21 protein-coding genes are annotated in these 18,509 nt (G+C 73.3%); 14 read left to right on the top strand and 7 right to left on the bottom strand.

Annotated elements, in window-relative coordinates; genetic code table 11:
- Window positions 1–105 precede the first annotated feature (105 nt).
- The 8 genes from ald to ABZ479_RS30335 all read left to right on the top strand — a co-directional run bounded on the left by ald (window position 106) and on the right by ABZ479_RS30335 (window position 8,265).
- Window positions 106–1,221, top strand: coding sequence for an alanine dehydrogenase (ald, locus tag ABZ479_RS30370; RefSeq protein WP_499603903.1), 1,116 nt, complete (start codon window positions 106–108; stop codon window positions 1,219–1,221).
- Between the two features lie 363 nt (window positions 1,222–1,584).
- On the top strand, window positions 1,585–2,658 hold the full coding sequence (locus ABZ479_RS30365; RefSeq protein WP_500464543.1) for a ParA family protein: 1,074 nt from the start codon (window positions 1,585–1,587) through the stop codon (window positions 2,656–2,658).
- Window positions 2,655–3,317, top strand: a complete 663-nt coding sequence (locus ABZ479_RS30360) for a hypothetical protein (protein WP_500464542.1) — start codon at window positions 2,655–2,657, stop codon at window positions 3,315–3,317. Before ABZ479_RS30365 ends, ABZ479_RS30360 begins: the two co-directional genes overlap by 4 nt.
- 62 nt (window positions 3,318–3,379) lie before the next feature.
- Entirely contained in the window at window positions 3,380–4,549 is a 1,170-nt protein-coding gene (locus tag ABZ479_RS30355) for a segregation and condensation protein A (protein WP_500464541.1), read from the top strand.
- Window positions 4,542–5,240 (top strand): SMC-Scp complex subunit ScpB, encoded by a 699-nt coding sequence (scpB, locus tag ABZ479_RS30350; protein WP_500464540.1) that lies wholly within the window; start codon window positions 4,542–4,544, stop codon window positions 5,238–5,240. The genes ABZ479_RS30355 and scpB overlap by 8 nt, the downstream gene beginning before the upstream one ends.
- Window positions 5,240–6,328 (top strand): pseudouridine synthase, encoded by a 1,089-nt coding sequence (locus ABZ479_RS30345; protein ID WP_500464539.1) that lies wholly within the window; start codon window positions 5,240–5,242, stop codon window positions 6,326–6,328. Before scpB ends, ABZ479_RS30345 begins: the two co-directional genes overlap by 1 nt.
- A gap of 150 nt (window positions 6,329–6,478) precedes the next feature.
- Entirely contained in the window at window positions 6,479–7,255 is a 777-nt protein-coding gene (locus tag ABZ479_RS30340; protein ID WP_500464538.1) for a nucleotidyltransferase domain-containing protein, read from the top strand.
- Window positions 7,252–8,265, top strand: a complete 1,014-nt coding sequence (locus tag ABZ479_RS30335; RefSeq protein WP_500464537.1) for an ADP-ribosylglycohydrolase family protein — start codon at window positions 7,252–7,254, stop codon at window positions 8,263–8,265. The genes ABZ479_RS30340 and ABZ479_RS30335 overlap by 4 nt, the downstream gene beginning before the upstream one ends.
- Here the strand turns inward: ABZ479_RS30335 and ABZ479_RS30330 are convergent.
- The 5 genes from ABZ479_RS30330 to ABZ479_RS30310 all read right to left on the bottom strand — a co-directional run bounded on the left by ABZ479_RS30330 (window position 8,224) and on the right by ABZ479_RS30310 (window position 11,168).
- Window positions 8,224–8,934: a nucleotidyltransferase domain-containing protein gene (locus ABZ479_RS30330; RefSeq protein ID WP_500464536.1), complete on the bottom strand. Its 711-nt coding sequence runs from the start codon at window positions 8,932–8,934 to the stop codon at window positions 8,224–8,226. The two genes, ABZ479_RS30335 and ABZ479_RS30330, sit on opposite strands and share 42 nt — an antisense overlap.
- Window positions 8,935–8,952: 18 nt before the next feature.
- Entirely contained in the window at window positions 8,953–9,435 is a 483-nt protein-coding gene (locus ABZ479_RS30325) for a Rieske (2Fe-2S) protein (protein ID WP_500464535.1), read from the bottom strand.
- Entirely contained in the window at window positions 9,432–10,022 is a 591-nt protein-coding gene (locus ABZ479_RS30320; RefSeq protein ID WP_499603835.1) for a DUF6529 family protein, read from the bottom strand. The genes ABZ479_RS30325 and ABZ479_RS30320 overlap by 4 nt, the downstream gene beginning before the upstream one ends.
- A gap of 31 nt (window positions 10,023–10,053) precedes the next feature.
- A complete protein-coding gene (locus ABZ479_RS30315) occupies window positions 10,054–10,716 on the bottom strand; it encodes a hypothetical protein (protein ID WP_500464534.1) in 663 nt (220 codons plus the stop codon).
- Between the two features lie 89 nt (window positions 10,717–10,805).
- Window positions 10,806–11,168, bottom strand: coding sequence for a DUF952 domain-containing protein (locus tag ABZ479_RS30310; RefSeq protein WP_499603832.1), 363 nt, complete (start codon window positions 11,166–11,168; stop codon window positions 10,806–10,808).
- Between the two features lie 118 nt (window positions 11,169–11,286).
- Here ABZ479_RS30310 and aroH point away from each other — a divergent pair, with 118 nt between their 5' ends.
- The 5 genes from aroH to der all read left to right on the top strand — a co-directional run bounded on the left by aroH (window position 11,287) and on the right by der (window position 15,864).
- Window positions 11,287–11,649, top strand: a complete 363-nt coding sequence (gene aroH / locus ABZ479_RS30305; RefSeq protein ID WP_499603830.1) for a chorismate mutase — start codon at window positions 11,287–11,289, stop codon at window positions 11,647–11,649.
- Window positions 11,646–12,731: a prephenate dehydrogenase gene (locus tag ABZ479_RS30300; RefSeq protein ID WP_499603828.1), complete on the top strand. Its 1,086-nt coding sequence runs from the start codon at window positions 11,646–11,648 to the stop codon at window positions 12,729–12,731. Before aroH ends, ABZ479_RS30300 begins: the two co-directional genes overlap by 4 nt.
- 209 nt (window positions 12,732–12,940) lie before the next feature.
- Window positions 12,941–13,684: a (d)CMP kinase gene (gene cmk, locus ABZ479_RS30295; RefSeq protein WP_500464533.1), complete on the top strand. Its 744-nt coding sequence runs from the start codon at window positions 12,941–12,943 to the stop codon at window positions 13,682–13,684.
- Window positions 13,681–14,340: a lysophospholipid acyltransferase family protein gene (locus tag ABZ479_RS30290; protein WP_500464532.1), complete on the top strand. Its 660-nt coding sequence runs from the start codon at window positions 13,681–13,683 to the stop codon at window positions 14,338–14,340. Before cmk ends, ABZ479_RS30290 begins: the two co-directional genes overlap by 4 nt.
- A gap of 66 nt (window positions 14,341–14,406) precedes the next feature.
- On the top strand, window positions 14,407–15,864 hold the full coding sequence (gene der / locus ABZ479_RS30285; RefSeq protein WP_500464531.1) for a ribosome biogenesis GTPase Der: 1,458 nt from the start codon (window positions 14,407–14,409) through the stop codon (window positions 15,862–15,864).
- Window positions 15,865–16,058: 194 nt separating this feature from the next.
- Here der and ABZ479_RS30280 read toward each other — a convergent pair whose 3' ends face one another.
- Window positions 16,059–16,277 (bottom strand): hypothetical protein, encoded by a 219-nt coding sequence (locus tag ABZ479_RS30280; protein WP_499603822.1) that lies wholly within the window; start codon window positions 16,275–16,277, stop codon window positions 16,059–16,061.
- A 202-nt stretch (window positions 16,278–16,479) separates the two neighbouring features.
- Window positions 16,480–17,250, bottom strand: a complete 771-nt coding sequence (locus ABZ479_RS30275) for a DUF8842 C-terminal domain-containing protein (RefSeq protein WP_500464530.1) — start codon at window positions 17,248–17,250, stop codon at window positions 16,480–16,482.
- A gap of 544 nt (window positions 17,251–17,794) precedes the next feature.
- On the opposite strand from ABZ479_RS30275, the gene ABZ479_RS30270 reads away from it, so the two are divergent.
- A complete protein-coding gene (locus tag ABZ479_RS30270) occupies window positions 17,795–18,421 on the top strand; it encodes a LysM peptidoglycan-binding domain-containing protein (protein ID WP_500464529.1) in 627 nt (208 codons plus the stop codon).
- Window positions 18,422–18,509 lie beyond the last annotated feature (88 nt).

The following is an 18,509-nucleotide window of genomic DNA, read 5'->3' as shown; positions in this document are numbered from 1 at the left end:
GCACCGCAGAACATCGCGGTCAGGTCCGACGTACCCCGTCATCGGGCGACATGTCCGGAGACCTGCTAGAAACCCTCCACTCCCGTGAACAGGACCGTGATCGACGTGAAGGTCGGCATCCCCCGCGAGGTCAAGAACAACGAGTTCCGCGTGGCCATCACCCCCGCCGGCGTGCACGAGCTCGTCCGCGGCGGCCACGAGGTGTTCGTCGAGCAGGACGCCGGCGTCGGCTCGTCCATCCCGGACGGGGAGTACGTCTCCGCCGGCGCGACGATCCTCCCGACCGCCGACGAGGTGTGGGCCGTCGCCGACCTGGTACTGAAGGTCAAGGAGCCCATCGCGGAGGAGTACCACCGGCTCCGCAAGGACCAGACCCTCTTCACCTACCTGCACCTGGCCGCGTCCCGCGAGTGCACCGACGCGCTGCTGGAGTCCGGCACCACCGCGATCGCCTACGAGACCGTCGAGCTCGCCAACCGCCAGCTGCCGCTGCTCGCCCCGATGTCCGAGGTGGCCGGCCGGCTCGCCCCGCAGGTCGGCGCGTACCACCTGATGCGCTCGGCCGGCGGCCGCGGCGTGCTCCCCGGCGGCGTCCCGGGTGTGGCCCCGGCCAAGGCCGTCGTCATCGGCGGCGGCGTCTCCGGCTGGAACGCCACGCAGATCGCCGTCGGCATGGGCTTCCACGTCACCCTGCTCGACCGGGACATCAACAAGCTGCGCGAGGCCGACAAGATCTTCGGCACCAAGGTGCAGACCATCGTCTCCAACGCCTTCGAGCTGGAGAAGGCCGTCCTCGAGGCCGACCTCGTCATCGGCGCGGTCCTCATCCCGGGTGCCAAGGCCCCCAAGCTCGTCACCAACGAGCTGGTCTCGCGCATGAAGCCGGGCTCGGTGCTCGTCGACATCGCCATCGACCAGGGCGGCTGCTTCGAGGACTCCCGTCCCACCACGCACGCCGAGCCGACCTTCGCGGTGCACGACTCGGTCTTCTACTGCGTCGCCAACATGCCGGGCGCGGTGCCGAACACCTCCACCTACGCGCTCACCAACGCGACGCTGCCCTACATCGTCGAACTCGCCAACCGCGGCTGGCGCGAGGCGCTGCGCCGGGACGCCGCGCTCGCCAAGGGCCTCAACACCCACGAGGGCCAGGTCGTCTACGGCCCGGTCGCCGAGGCGCACGGCCTGGACGCGGTGGACCTCGGCACCGTCCTCGGCTGACGGCCGCCTCATCGATTGATCGATTTTTCGCGTTGGCGTCAACTTGTCGCCAATCCGGTACGCACGGCCGGGTCTTGAGTCCCAAGGCCCGGCCGTTCGCGTGGAACCATACTGTTTTGCCGATTCGTCCCCCCGCGAAACATCCCCGGCGTCGCCGTTACACCCTTGACAGCGAGACGTTCGGTTGCCGACACATCGTGCCGTGTCCGGTGGATTGTGTTGCTGTGAACCACCGACACGCCATAGAGTCGCCAACCGTCGGCATGCTGCAACGCTGACCTATTGAGAAGTTTCCTGGTCACCAAGGAGGTAAGACGACTTGTGAATGAGTCGACATTTGCTCCCGGGGGTGGTCAGCCAGGAATGACCGTGCAGACCGACGGTTCCGCACGACTCGGACCGGTGGCCTCCGTGGCCGTCCGGACGTTCGAGGCGCGCAGGGCCGGCACAGACAACGAGACGCGCTACGCGAACCCCATGGCCCAATACGAAGAAGAGCTGCAGGACGGTCAGTTCTACGACCCCGACGCGGAGTACGAACCCGACCCCGAGTACGCGGCCACCCTCGCACCCGACGCGGCACGCCAGCGCCGTGAGCGCGTGGGCCCCACCGGCCGCCCGTTGCCGTACTTCCCGATCCCCGGCCCGCTGACGGACCACGGCCCGGCGAAGATCATCGCGATGTGCAACCAGAAGGGCGGCGTCGGCAAGACGACCTCGACCATCAACCTGGGTGCCGCGCTCGCCGAGTACGGCCGCCGCGTCCTCCTGGTCGACTTCGACCCGCAGGGCGCGCTCTCCGTCGGCCTCGGCGTCAACCCGATGGAACTGGACGTCACGGTCTACAACTTGCTGATGGAGCGCGGGCTCTCGGCCGACGAGGTGCTGCTGAAGACCGCGGTGCCCGGCATGGACCTGCTGCCCAGCAACATCGACCTGTCCGCCGCGGAAGTCCAGTTGGTCAGCGAGGTGGCCCGGGAGTCGTCGCTGCAACGCGCGTTGAAGCCGCTGCTGCCCGACTACGACTACGTCATCATCGACTGCCAGCCGTCGCTCGGCCTGCTGACGGTCAACGCCCTGACCGCGGCCCACCAGGTGATCGTCCCGCTGGAGTGCGAGTTCTTCGCGCTGCGCGGAGTCGCGCTGCTCACCGAGACCATCGAGAAGGTCAGGGAACGGCTCAACCCCGAGCTGGAGCTGGACGGCATCCTCGCCACGATGTACGACTCGCGGACCGTGCACAGCCGCGAGGTGCTGGCGCGCGTCGTCGAGGCCTTCGACGACCACGTCTACCACACCGTCATCGGACGGACCGTCCGCTTCCCGGAGACCACGGTCGCCGGTGAGCCGATCACCACCTACGCCTCCAACTCGGTGGGCGCCGCCGCCTATCGTCAGCTCGCCAGGGAGGTGCTCGCCCGGTGTCACGCCGAGTGAGTCTCCCGGGGGCCGACGAACTGTTCCGCACGACGGGGGGACGGGGGCTCCAGTCCCCGGCGCCGCGGCAGCACGCCAACGGCGAGACTCCCGGCGCGGGTCCGGGCGGCGGCCCGGGCGCGGACCCCGCGGCCCCCGGCGAACGCCCGCTGCGGCAGGTGCCGGCCCCCGCCGAGGAGCCGGCGGCGGAGGAGGCGCCGGTCAGCGAGTCCGCGACGCCCTCCGAGGCGGCCGAGCACGGTGGACGGGACACCGCCGCCGACCTCGGCGCCCCGCCGGCCCCCGCGGCCCGCTCCGTCCCGGAACAGGCGGGTCCGTCCGGTCCGCCCGTACGGCGCGGCGGCCTGCCGGCCCCCGGAACGGGCTCCACGGGCCCCCAGGCGGTCCCGCAGCCGCCCCAGCCCCCGCAGCCGCGCCGCAAGTCCGGACGGGCTCCCAGACGGCCCAGCGGGCGCGAGCGCCACGACGAGAAGATCACCGTCTACGTCTCCGCCGAGGAGCTGATGGACCTCGAGCACGCCCGCCTCGTCCTGCGCGGGGAGCACGGGCTCGCCGTCGACCGCGGGCGGATCGTCCGCGAGGCGGTCGCGGTGGTCCTGGCCGACCTCGAGTCCCGCGGCGACGCGAGCATCCTCGTACGCCGCCTGCGCGGCCGCTGACACGCTCCGCGCGATACGGTGCCGTCCTCCGTACGGCCCCGTCAGCACCACCTGGACCCCCCATGCCCCCCGACGACACCGCCAGCCCGCAGCGCTCCCGCCGCCTCCTCGGCCGCGGCCCCGGCGCGAGCCCCGTGCCGCCGCCTGCCGCGGCCGAGGAGGGCGTGGACGGCCCGGGCGCGGGCGACCGGGCAGGTGATCCCGGCCACACCGCGTCCCCGGTGCCGCCGCCCGCCGTCGCCGAAGCCGTGGCGGAGACCGCCCCGGAACCCGTGGCACCTTTGCTCGTCGCCGACCCGCCGCCCGCACCGGAGGCCGGGGAGCCGCCCGCCACCGACGAGCCGGCGGACGAGAACGAGCCGGCCGACGAGGACGAGCCCGGGGACGAGCCCGGGGACGAGGACGGCGGGGCCGCGAACGACGGCCGCTTCACCGTCCGGCTGGCGAACTTCGAAGGCCCCTTCGACCTGCTGCTGCAGCTGATCTCCAAGCACAAGCTCGACGTCACCGAGGTCGCCCTCTCCAAGGTGACGGACGAGTTCATGACGTACATCCGCGCCATGGGACCCGACTGGGACCTGGACCAGACCACGGAGTTCCTGGTCGTCGCGGCCACCCTGCTGGACCTGAAGGCCGCCCGCCTGCTGCCCGCCGCCGAGGTGGAGGACGAGGAGGACCTCGCCCTGCTGGAGGCCCGGGACCTGCTCTTCGCCCGGCTGCTGCAGTACCGCGCGTACAAGCGGATCGCCGCGATCTTCGCCGAGCGCCTGGAGGCCGAGGCGCTGCACCACCCCCGCACCGTGGGGCTCGAGCCGCAGCACGCCGAACTGCTGCCCGAGGTGGTGCTGAGCATCGGGCCGGAGCGCTTCGCGCAGCTCGCCGTCAAGGCGATGCAGCCGAAGCCGAAGCCGCAGGTGTACGTGGACCACATCCACGCGCCGCTGGTGAGCGTCCGCGAGCAGGCCGAGCACGTCGTCGCGATGCTGCGGGAGCGCGGCGAGGCGAGCTTCCAGGAGCTCACCTTCGACGCCCCCGACACCCTGACGGTCGTGGCGCGCTTCCTGGCCCTGCTGGAGCTCTACCGGGAGAAGGCGGTGGCGCTCGACCAGGAGGAGGCCCTCGGTACGCTCCAGGTCCGCTGGACGGGCGGCGCGGCGGCGCCGGACCAGCCGCTGGTCACCGACGAATTCGACCAGGCGCCCGCCGCCGCGAAGGACGGGAAGGATGGCTGACGTGACGGAGGTGACCGGAGTGACCGAGCCGGCGTCCGAGGCGCCCGGGACGGTCGAGGGGACCGAAGGGACGGCCGGCGGTGCGCCCGCGGGCTTGCTGTCCGTGGCGGAGCTGGAGCTGCGGCCCGCCCTGGAGGCCGTCCTGATGGTCGTGGACGAGCCCGTCACCGAGGAGACCCTGTCCAAGGTGCTGGAGCGCCCGCGCCGGGAGATCGCCACCGCCCTGCACGACCTCGCGGAGGAGTACGCCGCCCAGGGCCGCGGCTTCGACCTGCGGCTGATCGCCGGCGGCTGGCGCTTCTACACCCGGCCCGCGTACGCCGCGGCCGTGGAGAAGTTCGTCCTGGACGGCCAGCAGGCCCGGCTCACCCAGGCCGCGCTGGAGACGCTGGCGGTCGTCGCGTACCGGCAGCCGGTCAGCCGTTCGCGGGTCTCCGCGGTGCGCGGGGTCAACTGCGACGGCGTGATGCGCACCCTCCTTCAGCGGGGTCTGGTGGAGGAGTGTGGGACGGAAGCCGAGACAGGTGCGATCCTGTACAGGACGACGAACTACTTCCTGGAGCGGATGGGCCTGCGCGGCCTGGACGAGCTGCCCGAGCTCGCCCCGTTCCTCCCGGAGGCGGACGCCGTCGAGGCGGACTCCCTGGAGGGTGTCCCCTCATTCGACCCGGACTCGACGACGGATAGTTGATGCGAAGCAGTAGCGGCAGCGGCAGGAACAGTGGCGGCAACCGGAATTCCCGGGGTGCCGATGGGGGCGGCTCCCGGTCGAGGACCGGGGGACAGCGCGACGACCAGCAGAAGCGCGCGGGCCGGCCCCGTCCGGAGGAGCGCCGCTACGACGTCGGCGGCGGCTCCGGCGGCTCCGGGGGCTCCGGCGGAGCGGGGGGAGCCGCCAAGCGCGGCACCGGCGGCAAGCCGGGCGGCGCGTCCGGCAAGCCCCGCAAGTCCGCGCCCGCGCGCCCGCGCGAGCTGGACGCCCAGATCGAGGAGCGCAACCGCGAGCGGCACAGCAAGCCCAAGCTGAACCTGCCCAAGACCTTCCCCGGCGCGGAGCAGGAGGGCGAACGCCTGCAGAAGGTGCTGGCGAGGGCGGGCATGGGCTCGCGCCGCGCGTGCGAGGAGCTGATCGAGCAGCGCCGCGTCGAGGTGAACGGCAAGATCGTCACCGAGCAGGGCCTGCGGGTGGACCCCGACAAGGACGAGGTGCGCGTCGACGGGCTGACCGTCGCCACGCAGTCGTACCTGTTCTTCGCCCTGAACAAGCCGGCCGGCGTCGTCTCCACGATGGAGGACCCCGAGGGCCGCCAGTGCCTCGGGGACTACGTCACCAACCGCGAGACCCGGCTCTTCCACGTGGGGCGGCTGGACACCGAGACCGAGGGCATCATCCTGCTCACCAACCACGGCGAGCTGGCCCACCGTCTCACCCACCCCCGCTACGGCGTGCAGAAGACCTACCTCGCCGCGATCAACGGTGTGCTGCCGCGCGACATCGGCAAGCAGCTGAAGAACGGCATCCAGCTGGAGGACGGCTACGCCCGCGCCGACAGCTTCCGCGTCGTGCAGCAGACCGGCAAGAACTACCTGGTCGAGGTCACCCTGCACGAGGGCCGCAAGCACATCGTGCGCCGCATGCTCGCCGAGGCGGGCTTCCCGGTCGACAAGCTGGTCCGCACCAGCTTCGGTCCGATCGCGCTCGGCGACCAGAAGTCGGGCTGGCTGCGGCGGCTCACCAACACCGAGGTGGGCATGCTGATGCGCGAGGTCGACCTCTGAGCCGTCCGCACCCCGACGGTACGGGCCCGGTCCGCCTCCCGTGGCGGACCGGCGTCCCGGGCCAGGCGACCGGCCGGCCTCCGGCCGGTGTGCGGCTGCTCCCGGGATAAGGACTTTCCCGGAAGGTGCCGTTCCGGGAAGGATGGCGCCATGACCATCCACGCCGAACGCCTGCGCGCGGCCGGGCTGCCCGAACTCACCCCGGACCTCGCCCAGCAGGGACACCCGTTGCTGTTCGCCACCGTCTCCGGTGCGCACCTGTACGGCTTCCCGTCCCGTGACTCGGACGTGGACCTGCGCGGTGTCCACCTCCTCCCGCTGGCCGACCTGATAGGGCTGCGGGAGGGCGAGGAGACCCAGACCCGCATGCGGGAGCAGGACGGCCTCGAACTCGACCTGGTCACCCACGACCTGCTGAAGTTCGCCCGGCTCATGCTGCGGCGCAACGGCTACGTGCTGGAGCAGCTGCTGTCCCCGCTCGTGGTGCACACCAGCGGCGTCCACGCCCAGTTGGTCGACCTCGCGCCCGGCGTCATCACCGGCCGGCACGCCCACCACTACCGGGGCTTCGCCCGTACCCAGTGGGAGCTGTACGAGAAGACCGGCGAACTCAAGCCGCTGCTCTACACCTTCAGGGTGCTGCTGACCGGCATCCACCTGATGCGCACGGGCGCCGTCGAGGCGCACCTGCCGACGCTGCTGGAGCACGTCCCCGCCCCCGGCTACGTCCGCGAACTCATCCACGAGAAGGCCGTCGCCGAGCACGGCCTGGCCATGGACCTCGACCCGCGGCGCGTCCGCGCCGACGTCGACGCCCTCCACACGCTCCTGGACGACGCGCAGCGCGACACCCGGCTGCCCGGCGAGCCGACGGCCTACGACGCCCTCCACGACCTGGTCGTCCGCACCCGGGTGGCCGCCGTATGAGACGCGCCGCATCGGGGGCGATGGCGGGGCTGGCGATCGGCGACGCGCTCGGCTTCCCCACGGAGTTAAACGACGTCCCGTCGATCCTGGCCAAGTGCGGCCCGTGGCGGGAGATGGAACTGCCCCGCCCGGCCTTCGTCACCGACGACACGCAGATGACCCTCGCCCTCGCGCGCGGGCTGCGCACGGCGACGGAACGCGGCCCCCTCACGCCGTCCCGGCTGGCCCGCCCGGTGCGCGAGGAGTACGTCGACTGGTACCACTCGCCCGACAACAACCGCGCCCCCGGCCGCACCTGCCTGGTCGCCTGCGCGAAGCTGGACCACCCGGACCGGCCCTGGCAGGAGGCCAGCCAGACGGGCTCCAAGGGCTGCGGCGCGAACATGCGGGTCGCCCCGATCGGGCTCGTCCCCGGGCTGCGCCCCGACGACCGGGCCGGGGCGGCGCAGTTGCAGTCCGCGCTCACCCACGGCCACCCCACGGCGCTCGCGGCCTCCGACCTCACCGCGCACGCCGTCCACCTGCTCGCGGGAGGCGCGGAGCCGGCGGAACTGACCGGCCTGCTGCGCGGCTACGCGGCGCAGCAGCGCGACACCTACCACGAGTGGTGGCTCGGGGACCTGTGGCTGCGCGCCCACGACCACGGCCCGTTGGCCTTCGTCCGCCGTGGCTGGGACGAGTGCGTCGAGGTGCTCGACCGCCTCGACGCGGCGCTCGCGGCGCCCGACCGCGAGGCCGATCCGTGCCTGGCGACCGGCGCCGGATGGATCGCCGAGGAGGCCCTGGCGACCGGCCTGCTGTGCTTCCTGCTCTTCCCGGACGAGCCCGTCACCGCGGTGCGCCGGGCGGCGTGCTCCTCCGGTGACTCCGATTCCATCGCCTGCCTGACGGGCGCCTTCGCGGGTGCGCACCACGGCCTGGCGGCCTGGCCGGAGGCCTGGCTGGAGCACCTCGAGCACCGGGACGAACTACTGGCCTTCGGCGCCCTGTGGGACGGCGACGGCGGCTGACGCCCGCCGGACCCGGAACAGGAAGTCCTCGACGCGGGCCCGGTCCGGCTCGTCCGGGAGCGGGCTGCGCGAGGCGGCGGCGGCCGCCTCCTCGTACAGCCGGCGCATCCAGGCCTCCGTCCGGGACCACCCCACCTCGCCCCGCTTGACCGCCAGCAGCCGCTCGCGGTGCTCGCCGACCTCGATGCGCAGCTCGCCGGTGCGCAGCAGGTCGCGGGCGCTGATCAGCAGCCGCAGCAGGTGCATGGCGTGCTTCCAGCGGGGCGCGCCGTGCGTGCGGACGTCGGCCTCCAGCTTCCGCAGCTGGCCCGTGGCGTAGCGGGCGAAGCTCTCGTGGACGTGCCGGGACAGGAAGGCACCGCGCAGGGCGAGCAGTTCCCTGCCGGTGTCGTCCACGTGCTCGACCAGGGGGGAGTGCAGGCACTCCAGGATGTTGGGGTTGGCGCGCAGCGCGAGCTCGCAGAACCGCTCCAGCTCCCAGGAGAACTGCTCGCGCTCCGGACCGTCCACGTGGCGGGGCGGCTTGTCGAACCGCCAGAAGAGCGGGGTGGGCGCGACGTACACCCCGCGGCGGTCCGTGTCGCTGCCGTCCGTGGCCAGTCCGAAGGCGCGCGAGCCCATCACACAGGCGTAGACGGTGTGGTGGCGTACGAGGTCGTGGTCGCGCATGGACCGGGATGCTACGGGCTAGGCGAGGATGATCTCGCCGTCTTTTTCGACGATCGACTCGGCGGGCAGCGGCTTCGGGGCCGGCCCGGCGACCACCGAGGCGTCGGTGATACGGAACTTGCTGCCGTGGCAGGGGCAGTTGATGGTGCCGTCGGCGACGCTGTTCACCAGACAGCCCTGGTGGGTGCAGACGGCCGAGAAGGCCTTGAACTCGCCGGCCTCGGGCTGGGTCACCACGATCTTCTTGTCCGTGAGCACCGTGCCGCCGCCCACGGGCACGTCGGCCGTCTTCACCAGCACCTCGCCCGGGGTCGCGGCCGGTGAGGCCGATGCCGAACCCGGTGCCGAACCCGGCGGCGACGCGGGCGCCGCGGCCGGCGCGGAGGCGGGCTCCGAGGCCGGTGGCGCCGAGGTCGCCGCGGCCTGCGGCGCGCTCTCCTCGCCGTACTTGCTGCATCCCGCAAGCGCCGCCGTCGACAGCAGCACGATGCGTCGTTTCATGTCGTCACCCCGACCGTTCGGAAGAACCACAACGCGGACGTCAGCCACAGCACCGTCAGCGCCGTGAAGACCAGCCCGCCGACGAACGGCAGCAGCCGGTCCGGCAGTCGCTCGGCCCGCAGCAGGAGCATCTTTGCGGTGAATGTCCCGAAAAAGAAGCACCCGACCAGCGAGTGCCACAACACGCGGCCGCTGTACGTCTGATAGCCCAACGCGTACAGGCAGTGCACGGCGACCGGGACGGTCAGCAGGAACGCGGCCCGGCCCGACCAGCGGTGCAGCCCGCCGGTCCAGGAGGGGGCGCGGACGCCGGGCACCTTGCCGTACATCACCAGCGCCGAGGCCGCCTGCACCAGGGCGAGGGCGAAGGCGGCCGTCGCGAGCCACGCCTTGACCGCGCCCGTGCTGGAGAAGCCGGCCAGGTTGAAGGCGGTGCCCGCGGGGTCGTGGACCCTGCCGTACGCGCCCAGGGCGACGGCGACCGCCGCGGCGGCGAGCGCGGGGACGAGGAACACGGCGGCCCGCTGCCGGGGCCGCGGCGGCGGTGCGGGGAAGGACGTGGTGGCGGCGTTCGGGTCCACGTTCATGGGGCGCTCCTGCCTGCCTGCGGGCGGACGGTCAGGGGATGGGCCGTGCGGTGAGCTGCGTGCCGTCGACGGTCACGGCGCCTGTGGCAGGGTCGATGGCGGGGGCGGCGGACGGCCGGCCGTCGCGCGAGACGATCCCCACCTGCTTGCCGTTCGGCAGCACGATCCAGCCGCCGACGACCCGTGCGCCGCGCACGGAGGCGGTCGCCCGGTACAGACCGGACGGCTTGACCGCGTGCCCCGCGGTGAAGGGCTGCTCCAGCCCGGTCAGCCGCACCTCGCCGGTGACGCGGCCGCCCTCCACGGTGCCCTCCAGGCGCGCGCCCCGGTCACCGGTCAGGCGCATCCGGCCGTCGTCCCGTACCTCGCCGCGCAGCCACGCCTCCTTGGTGCGCCCGTCGCAGACGTACGCGACGGCCTTCCCGTCGCGCAACGCGATCGCGACGCCCGCCACGCCGTCGCCGGTGCGGCCCGCGTAGTCCGCGTCGGGGCGCGGGGCGGCCGTCGTCGTAGCCGTGGAGGGGGTGGGCGTGGGCGGCGCGGAGGGGGCCGGGGAGGTCGCCGGAGTGGCCGCCGAGGGCGGCGGGGCGTCCGCGCCCGCCGGCGGCGGTTCCGTCGTCGCGTTGAGCGACAGCATGACCAGGGCGAGCACCAGCCCCGCCAGGAGCGTGTGGAGCGGTCCGGAACGCTGCATGTCCGCCTCCCCCGAGGCCGCGCGGTCAGGCCACCATCGAACCGGACCGCCGCCCCGCCGTCCAGGGGCGTGTCAGGACAAAGCAGCGCTTACGACCACACCGCCAGCGCCACCGCGCGGCCCTCCGCGTCCCGCCGCACCTCCAGCATCCCGACCACCGCGCTGCGGTTGACGCGCCCGTACACGTGCGGGAAGCGGGTCTCCGCGGGCACCCCGGGCGGCGGCACCGGATCGGCGTCCTCCCACAGCACACGGGCCTCCAGGGCCTCCTCGTCGATCAGCAGCACCATCAGCGGGCCCGGGGTGTCCCGGTAGAAGGCGTCGGCGACGGCGAGCGCCACCTCCTCGTCGGGCGCGCAGTGCACGAACCCGTCCTCGGCGAGCGACGAGGGCGCGTACGGACGGTCCGGGTCGCGCAGCCAGTCGTCCAGCGGAACCAGGTGGAAGATCATGCTTCATGGTGTACCGCGGCACCCCGTGCGTCTCGCAGGGCGGGCGTGTCCGCCGCACCCCGTCCACCACGACTACGCTGACCAGGTACGTGCGCGCAGCAACACAGGGAGCGATGACGTGGCGGTACGAGCGGTCCGCGGAGCCGTCCAGCTGGAGCGGGACGAGGCGGAGCACATGCACGAGCAGGTCGCCGGGCTGCTCACCGCCATCCTGGAGCGCAACGGCATCGCGGTGGACGACCTGATCAGCGTCTGGTTCACCGCCACCCCGGACCTGCACAGCGACTTCCCGGCGGTCGCCGCGCGCAAGCTCGGCATCACCGACGTGCCGCTGATCTGCGCGCAGGAGCTCGACATCGCCGGCGCCATGCCCCGGGTCGTGCGCATCCTCGCCCACGTCGAGTCCGGGCTGTCCAAGGGCGAGATCTCCCACGTCTACCTCGGCGCCGCCGCCGCCCTCCGCAAGGACATCGCCCAGTGAGGACCGCCCTCGTCATCGGCACCGGCCTCATCGGCACCTCCGCCGCCCTCGCGCTCGCCGCGCGCGGCGTGGTGGTCCATCTGGAGGACCACGACCCCGCAGTGGTGCGGACCGCCGCCGCGCTCGGCGCGGGCACCGACGAGCCCCCGTCCGGCCGGGTCGACCTGGCGGTCATCGCCGTGCCGCCGGCCCACGTGGCCGCGACGGTCGCCGACGCCCAGCGGCGCGGACTGGCCCGCGGCTACCTCGACGTCGCCAGTGTGAAGTCCGGACCGCGCCGTGACCTGGAGGCGCTCGGCTGCGACCTCACCTCGTACATCGGCACCCACCCCATGTCCGGCCGCGAGCGCTCCGGCCCGCTGGCCGCCACGGCCGACCTGTTCGAGGGGAGCCCCTGGGTGCTCACCCCGACGCCGGTCACCGAGACCGAGGTGCTCAACCTCGCCCTGGAGCTGGTCGCGCTCTGCCGCGCCGTCCCGGTCGTCATGGACGCCGACGCCCACGACCGTGCCGTCGCCCTCGTCTCGCACACCCCGCAGCTCGTCTCCAGCATGGTCGCGGCGCGCCTGCAGCACGCCGAGGACAGCACGGTGCGCCTGTGCGGCCAGGGCATCCGCGACGTCACCCGGGTCGCGGGCTCCGAGCCCGGCATGTGGATCGACATCCTGTCGGCCAACCCCGGCCCGGTGGCCGACGTCCTCGCCGACCTCGCCGCCGACCTGACGGAGACCGTCGAGTCCCTGCGGGCCCTGCAGTCCGCGGACGACGCCAAGCGCCGCGACGGCGCCGCCGGCATCGAGGACCTCCTGCGCCGCGGCAACGCCGGCCGGGCCAAGGTCCCCGGGAAGCACGGCTCCGCCCCCAAGGCGTACGAGGTCGTCGCCGTCCTCATCGGCGACCAGCCGGGAGAACTGGCGCGGCTCTTCGCGGACGCGGGTGCGGCCGGGGTCAACATCGAGGACGTGCGGATCGAGCACTCGACCGGGCAGCAGGCGGGTCTGGTGCAGCTGATGGTCGAGCCGGCCGCGGCGGCACGCCTGTCCGTCGCCCTGCGGGACCGCGGCTGGTCCCTGCGGGCCTGACCCCCGGGGGCCCCTCCGGGCCCGGGGAATCGCGGACGCGGTCCGGTGCGGCCGTCAGAGGACCTGGCGTCACGCGGGTCCGAGCGTGCGCCGCCGGCGGCCCCGCGGGCCCCGGAGCGGGTGGTCCTCGGTGCGGCGGCGGGGCGCCCGGCCGGGGGCCGGGAAATCGTGGTACGGAGCCGAATGGGTGGGCCGGTAACCTTGTGGGGATGGCATTGCGCCAGCCGTGTACCTGCTCCACGCACAAGGAAGGTCCCCCGACTGTGTCGAATCCGGTGATCGTCGCGATCGACGGCCCCTCGGGCACTGGCAAGTCCAGCACTTCGAAGGCGGTCGCGGCCAAGCTCGGCCTGAGCTACCTGGACACCGGGGCGCAGTACCGGGCGATGACCTGGTGGATGCTGAGCAACGGCGTCGACATCGACGACGCCTCCGCCGTGGCGACCGCCGCCGAGAAGCCCGTGATCGTGTCCGGGTCCGACCCGGTGGAGCCCACGATCACGGTGGACGGCCTGGACGCCTCCGGCCCGATCCGCACCCAGGAGGTCACCGCGGCGGTCAGCGCCGTCAGCGCGGTGCCCGAGGTGCGCTCCCGCCTGGTCGGGCTGCAGCGTGACGCGGCCGCCGCCGCGCCGGCCGGCATCGTCGTCGAGGGCCGGGACATCGGCACCACGGTGCTGCCGGACGCCACCGTCAAGATCTTCCTCACCGCCTCCCCTGAGGCCCGCGCCGCCCGCCGCGGCGGCGAACTGACGGCCACCGGCGGTGCCCAGGTCGACCTCGTGGCGACCCGGGAGGCCCTGGTACGGCGCGACGCGGCCGACTCCGGCCGCAAGACCTCCCCGCTGGCGAAGGCGGACGACGCCCTCGAGGTCGACACCAGCGAGCTCACCCTCGACCAGGTCATCGAGTGCGTCGTCACCCTGATCGAGGAGAAGCGGGCCGCTTCGTGAGCGACACCTCCGCGGTTCCGGGGCCGAAGGGCGTGGCGGTCGGCCGCCGCCTCGGCATCGGGATCATCCACAGCCTCTGGCGGCCCCGGGTGCTCGGCGCCTGGCGGCTGCCGGCCGCGGGCCCGGTGATCCTGGCCGTGAACCACTCGCACTACGTGGACGGGCCGGTGCTCATGGGCACCTGCCCGCGCCCGGTGCACTTCCTGATCAAGAAGGAGGCGTTCGTCGGGCCGCTGGACCCGTTCCTGCGTGGGATCGGCCAGCTCCCGGTGGACCGCCACAGCACCGACCGCACCGCGGTGACCAGCGCGCTCGGCGTGCTGGAGCGCGGCGGGGTGCTCGGGATCTTCCCCGAGGGCACCCGCGGCGAGGGCGACTTCGCCGACCTGCGGGCGGGCCTGGCGTACTTCGCGGTGCGCTCCGGCGCGCCCATAGTGCCGGTCGCGGTCCTCGGCACGTCCCGGCCGGGACGGCTGATCCGCGGTCTGCCGCCGGTGCGCAGCCGGGTCGACGTCGTCTTCGGCGACCCCTTCGACGCCGGCGACGGCAGCGGCCGCCGTACGCGTACCGCGCTGGACGCCGCCACCGTGCGCATCCAGAAGCACCTGTCCGGCCACCTCGAGTACGCCCGGCGTACCACGGGCCGCGCCTCCTAGCGGCGGCCTGATCCACACTGGGGCGTGCAAGCGCCCGCACATTTGACGATCGACGGAGAAGCTTTCATGGACATCGAGAACGAGTACGGCGAAGTCGGCGCGCTCGGCGACGCCGAGTACGCCGAGTTCATGGAGCTCGCCGCCGAGGAGGGCTTCGACCTCGACGAGGTCGCGGGCGACCTCGCCGCGGCGGGTCACGGCCCGCTGCCGGTCGTCGCGGTCGTCGGCCGTCCGAACGTCGGCAAGTCGACTCTGGTGAACCGGATCATCGGCCGCCGGGAGGCGGTCGTCGAGGACCGCCCCGGCGTCACCCGTGACCGCGTCACGTACGAGGCGGACTGGAACGGCCGCCGCTTCAAGATCGTCGACACCGGCGGCTGGGAGCAGGACGTCCTCGGCATCGACGCCTCCGTGGCCGCGCAGGCCGAGTTCGCGATCGATGCCGCCGACGCCGTCGTCTTCGTGGTGGACGCCACGGTGGGCGCGACCGACACCGACGAGGCCGTCGTCAGGCTGCTCCGCAAGGCCGGCAAGCCGGTCGTGCTGGCCGCCAACAAGGTCGACGGCCCCTCGGGCGAGGCGGACGCCGCCATGCTGTGGAACCTCGGCCTGGGCGAGCCCTTCCCCGTCTCGTCGCTGCACGGCCGCGGCACGGGCGACCTGCTGGACGCGATGCTGGAGGCGCTTCCCGAGGCGCCGATGCAGTCCTTCGCCAACGCCATCGGCGGCCCGCGCCGGGTCGCGCTGATCGGCCGCCCGAACGTCGGCAAGTCCTCGCTGCTGAACAAGGTGGCCGGGGAGGAGCGCGTCGTCGTCAACGAGCAGGCCGGCACGACCCGCGACCCGGTCGACGAGCTCATCGACCTCGGCGGCAAGACCTGGAAGTTCGTGGACACCGCGGGCATCCGCCGCCGCGTCCACCTGCAGGAGGGCGCGGACTACTACGCCTCGCTGCGCACCGCGGCCGCCCTGGAGAAGGCCGAGGTCGCGGTCGTCCTGATCGACGCGGGCGAGACGCTGGCCGAGCAGGACACCCGCATCATCTCGCTGGCCGTCGAGGCGGGCCGCGCCATCGTCATCGCCTACAACAAGTGGGACCTGCTGGACGAGGAGCGGCGCTACTACCTCGAGCGCGAGATCGAGAAGGACCTGGTGCAGGTCCAGTGGGCGCCGCGGGTGAACGTCTCCGCCCGCACCGGCCGCCACATGGAGAAGCTGGTCCCGGCCATCGAGACCGCCCTGGCCGGCTGGGAGACCCGGGTCCCCACCGGCCGGCTCAACGCCTTCCTGGGCGAGCTCGTCGCCGCCCACCCGCACCCGATCCGCGGCGGCAAGCAGCCCCGCATCCTCTTCGGCACCCAGGCCGGCACCAAGCCCCCGCGCTTCGTGCTCTTCGCCTCCGGCTTCCTGGAGGCCGGCTACCGCCGCTTCATCGAGCGCCGGCTGCGTGAGGAGTTCGGGTTCGCGGGGACGCCGATCCAGGTGTCGGTGCGGGTGCGGGAGAAGCGCGGCCGCAAGAAGTAGTCCCCGCGAGGGCACGGTGTTCCGCCGCCCGCCCGGTCGCTCCCCTCGGGGACGACCGGGCGGGCGGTTCGTCGTGGGTCCGGCGGCGCGCGGAGCCCGGCCGCGGCAAGTGGGCCCGCCGGGGCCGGACATGGCGCCGCCCGCCGGGTCGCCTCCTGGAGGGGCGGTCGGGCGGGCGGTTCGTGCGGGGCGGGTCAGAGGCCGCCGTGCATGCGGTTCTCGGCGAGGCCCGGGGGGAGGGCGGGGAGGTCGCCGCGGTGGCGGCCGGCCCGGTACGGGGAGTTGGGGCCACCGCGGTCGCCGAACGCGTTGAACTGCAGGTCCTCCTCACCGGTGCGGTCGCCCGGGAGGGTGCGGAACAGCCTGCGGTACTCGGAGTAGAGCGCGTCGTAGATCGGCGTGCCCTCACTCACGGACGCCTCCTGCGCGGTGCGCATGGGAGGAATGGGGCTCCGGTACTGGGCTCGTGAGGAAGCGTCAAAGGTGTGCACGTCGTGGCAACGAGCGGCTCAACTGCGGGGATGCGGGTCGTACGGATGAATCACGCATATGCACTGCCATAGGCCAAAGGCGCGTACGGACAGCCGTACGCGCCTTGGGCCGGAGCTGGGACGATCAGGTGCCGGAGAGGGGCATCGTCGCCGCGACGAGGAGCCCGCGCCCGCAGGCGCGCTCGAGGGCGTCGCGCAGCAGGTCCTCGCGGGGCTGCTGGCCGATCGTGCCGTGCGGGGCGGCGTACACGTACACCTCGTTGGTCTTGTGCACCGCCTGGCGCCAGCCCTCGCTCACCGCGAGCGGCTGGTGCGCCTGCCACCACGCGCCGGCGGAGCCGGGCTGCAGGATGGCGTGCAGTTGCCCCATGGCCAGCAGCACGGACCAGCCGGGCAGCGGGGAGGGCGGCGTGGACAGGTCGTTGACGGGGAGGAAGCCCTGCTCGATGAGGATCGGCAGGAAGTCGTCCTCCGGGCCGTTGTCGCCGGGGCGGGCGATCGGGCCGGTCGGTTCGATGACCAGGGCCGGGCACACCTCCTCCTTGACCAGGACGAGGCCGCAGGTGATGCCGAGCACCGCCTGGCGGGGCACGGCCGGCGCCGCGGCACCGGCCACCTCCTCGCCGGCGATGCTCTGCACCGCGCCCTGCAGTTGCTCCTCCGACACCGGTACGACCTGGGAGGGGATGCAGGTCGCGTGGGCGAAGGCGAGCACGGCGGTCTCGTCGCCGACGAACAGCACCGTGCTGGTGCGCTCCGTGGCGGTGTCCCCGGGGGTGCGGCAGGAGGTGCAGTCGTACGTGCCGGGCGCGCTGTCGCCGGCCAGCAGGCGTGCCGCCTCCTCATCGCCGATCTCGGCTCGTACCTCGTCGCTGACGTCGAGCATGGGCGGCACTGAAGCCTCCTTGGAAATGTACGGCTACGGGCTCCTTTGCCGGGCCTCGCCCGGCACATAGTGACAACGGCCGATCTGTGGCGGGAGTCACGGCCTACTTGGTGCGTGCTCGTGCGTCCGCGTGCGGAGGGTGAGCGGAGGTGCGGAGCCGGTCACTCCTCGTCCCACCTTTCACCCCCGGAAGCCTCCGCGCCTATGAGACGGGTCACATGGCGCATATGCGCTGTGCGGACATGCCGTAAAAAGCACCATCAATCCGGTGTCCGGAATAGGTCTTTACTCCCGGTAACCCTCAAGTGGCCTGCGACGTAAGGGATTTGCTTGGTGACGGAGCGCGAGCCTGCCTAAATTGGCCCGCCGTGTGCAGGGAGCACCACCCGGGAGGGCCCGTACGGAGGGCGACCGCGGCCAGGACGGCCGGCGGTCGGCGGTCGGCGGGCGAAGGGGGCGGGGACCGCGCCGGATGCGCGGGGACCCGTCCGTCGGGTGCCGTACCAGGAGTACGGCGCCATGGGGGAACCCCGGGTCCGTGGAGAGGGATTCCATGGCCGTATCAGCCAAGTACCGCCGGTCCGCAGTCGCAGCCGGCGTCACCGTCCTGACCCCGCTGGCCCTGATGGCCGCCGCGGGGCCCGCGAAGGCCGCCGGCAACGGGGTCTGGGACCGCATCGCGAGTTGCGAGAGCGGCGGGAACTGGCACATCAACACCGGCAACGGGTACTACGGAGGACTCCAGTTCTCGGCCGGTACCTGGCGCGCCTACGGCGGCACCGCGTACGCGGCCACCGCCGACCGGGCGAGTCGTGAGCAGCAGATCGCCGTCGCCACCAAGGTGCAGCGCGCGCAGGGCTGGGGCGCCTGGCCCACCTGCTCCGCCCGCGCCGGCGCCCAGGGGAGCGCGCCCGCCCGCGGCAGCGCCCCGACAGCGCCCAGGACGGAGCGGCACACCGCCCCGGCGCCGGCGAAGCAGTCGCGAGGTACCGGCGACCACGCCGACCGCGGCCGGAGCCGGCCGGCGGGGCACGGTGACTACAGCGTCCGCAGCGGCGACACCCTGAGCGGCATCGCGGCCGCCCACGGGACGACCTGGAAGAAGCTGTACGCCGTCAACCGGTCCGTGATCGGCGCCGACCCCAACCTGATCCTGCCGGGTCAGCGGCTGTCGGTCTGACCTCCCGCGCACCCCGGACCACCCGGCGGCCGTGCGCCGACCGGGTGGGCCCGGGCCGCGCCCACGGCGCGGCGGGCGACGACGCCCG

This window comes from Streptomyces sp. NPDC005722 (genome assembly GCF_040630935.1).
GTDB lineage: Bacteria > Actinomycetota > Actinomycetes > Streptomycetales > Streptomycetaceae > Actinacidiphila.
Note: the sequence above shows the minus strand (reverse complement) of the source record. Positions and strands in the feature narration are given on the sequence as shown.

What these genes read in the sequence shown, in the direction of transcription:
- ABZ479_RS30365 (WP_500464543.1), top strand. Translation starts at nt 1,585, where the DNA reads ATGACCGTGCAGACCGACGGTTCCGCACGACTCGGACCGGTGGCCTCC.
- ABZ479_RS30355 (WP_500464541.1), top strand. Translation starts at nt 3,380, where the DNA reads ATGCCCCCCGACGACACCGCCAGCCCGCAGCGCTCCCGCCGCCTCCTC.
- scpB (WP_500464540.1), top strand. Translation starts at nt 4,542, where the DNA reads ATGGCTGACGTGACGGAGGTGACCGGAGTGACCGAGCCGGCGTCCGAG.
- ABZ479_RS30345 (WP_500464539.1), top strand. Translation starts at nt 5,240, where the DNA reads ATGCGAAGCAGTAGCGGCAGCGGCAGGAACAGTGGCGGCAACCGGAAT.
- ABZ479_RS30340 (WP_500464538.1), top strand. Translation starts at nt 6,479, where the DNA reads ATGACCATCCACGCCGAACGCCTGCGCGCGGCCGGGCTGCCCGAACTC.
- ABZ479_RS30335 (WP_500464537.1), top strand. Translation starts at nt 7,252, where the DNA reads ATGAGACGCGCCGCATCGGGGGCGATGGCGGGGCTGGCGATCGGCGAC.
- ABZ479_RS30330 (WP_500464536.1), bottom strand. Translation starts at nt 8,934, where the DNA reads ATGCGCGACCACGACCTCGTACGCCACCACACCGTCTACGCCTGTGTG.
- ABZ479_RS30325 (WP_500464535.1), bottom strand. Translation starts at nt 9,435, where the DNA reads ATGAAACGACGCATCGTGCTGCTGTCGACGGCGGCGCTTGCGGGATGC.
- ABZ479_RS30320 (WP_499603835.1), bottom strand. Translation starts at nt 10,022, where the DNA reads ATGAACGTGGACCCGAACGCCGCCACCACGTCCTTCCCCGCACCGCCG.
- ABZ479_RS30315 (WP_500464534.1), bottom strand. Translation starts at nt 10,716, where the DNA reads ATGCAGCGTTCCGGACCGCTCCACACGCTCCTGGCGGGGCTGGTGCTC.
- ABZ479_RS30310 (WP_499603832.1), bottom strand. Translation starts at nt 11,168, where the DNA reads ATGATCTTCCACCTGGTTCCGCTGGACGACTGGCTGCGCGACCCGGAC.
- cmk (WP_500464533.1), top strand. Translation starts at nt 12,941, where the DNA reads ATGGCATTGCGCCAGCCGTGTACCTGCTCCACGCACAAGGAAGGTCCC.
- der (WP_500464531.1), top strand. Translation starts at nt 14,407, where the DNA reads ATGGACATCGAGAACGAGTACGGCGAAGTCGGCGCGCTCGGCGACGCC.
- ABZ479_RS30270 (WP_500464529.1), top strand. Translation starts at nt 17,795, where the DNA reads ATGGCCGTATCAGCCAAGTACCGCCGGTCCGCAGTCGCAGCCGGCGTC.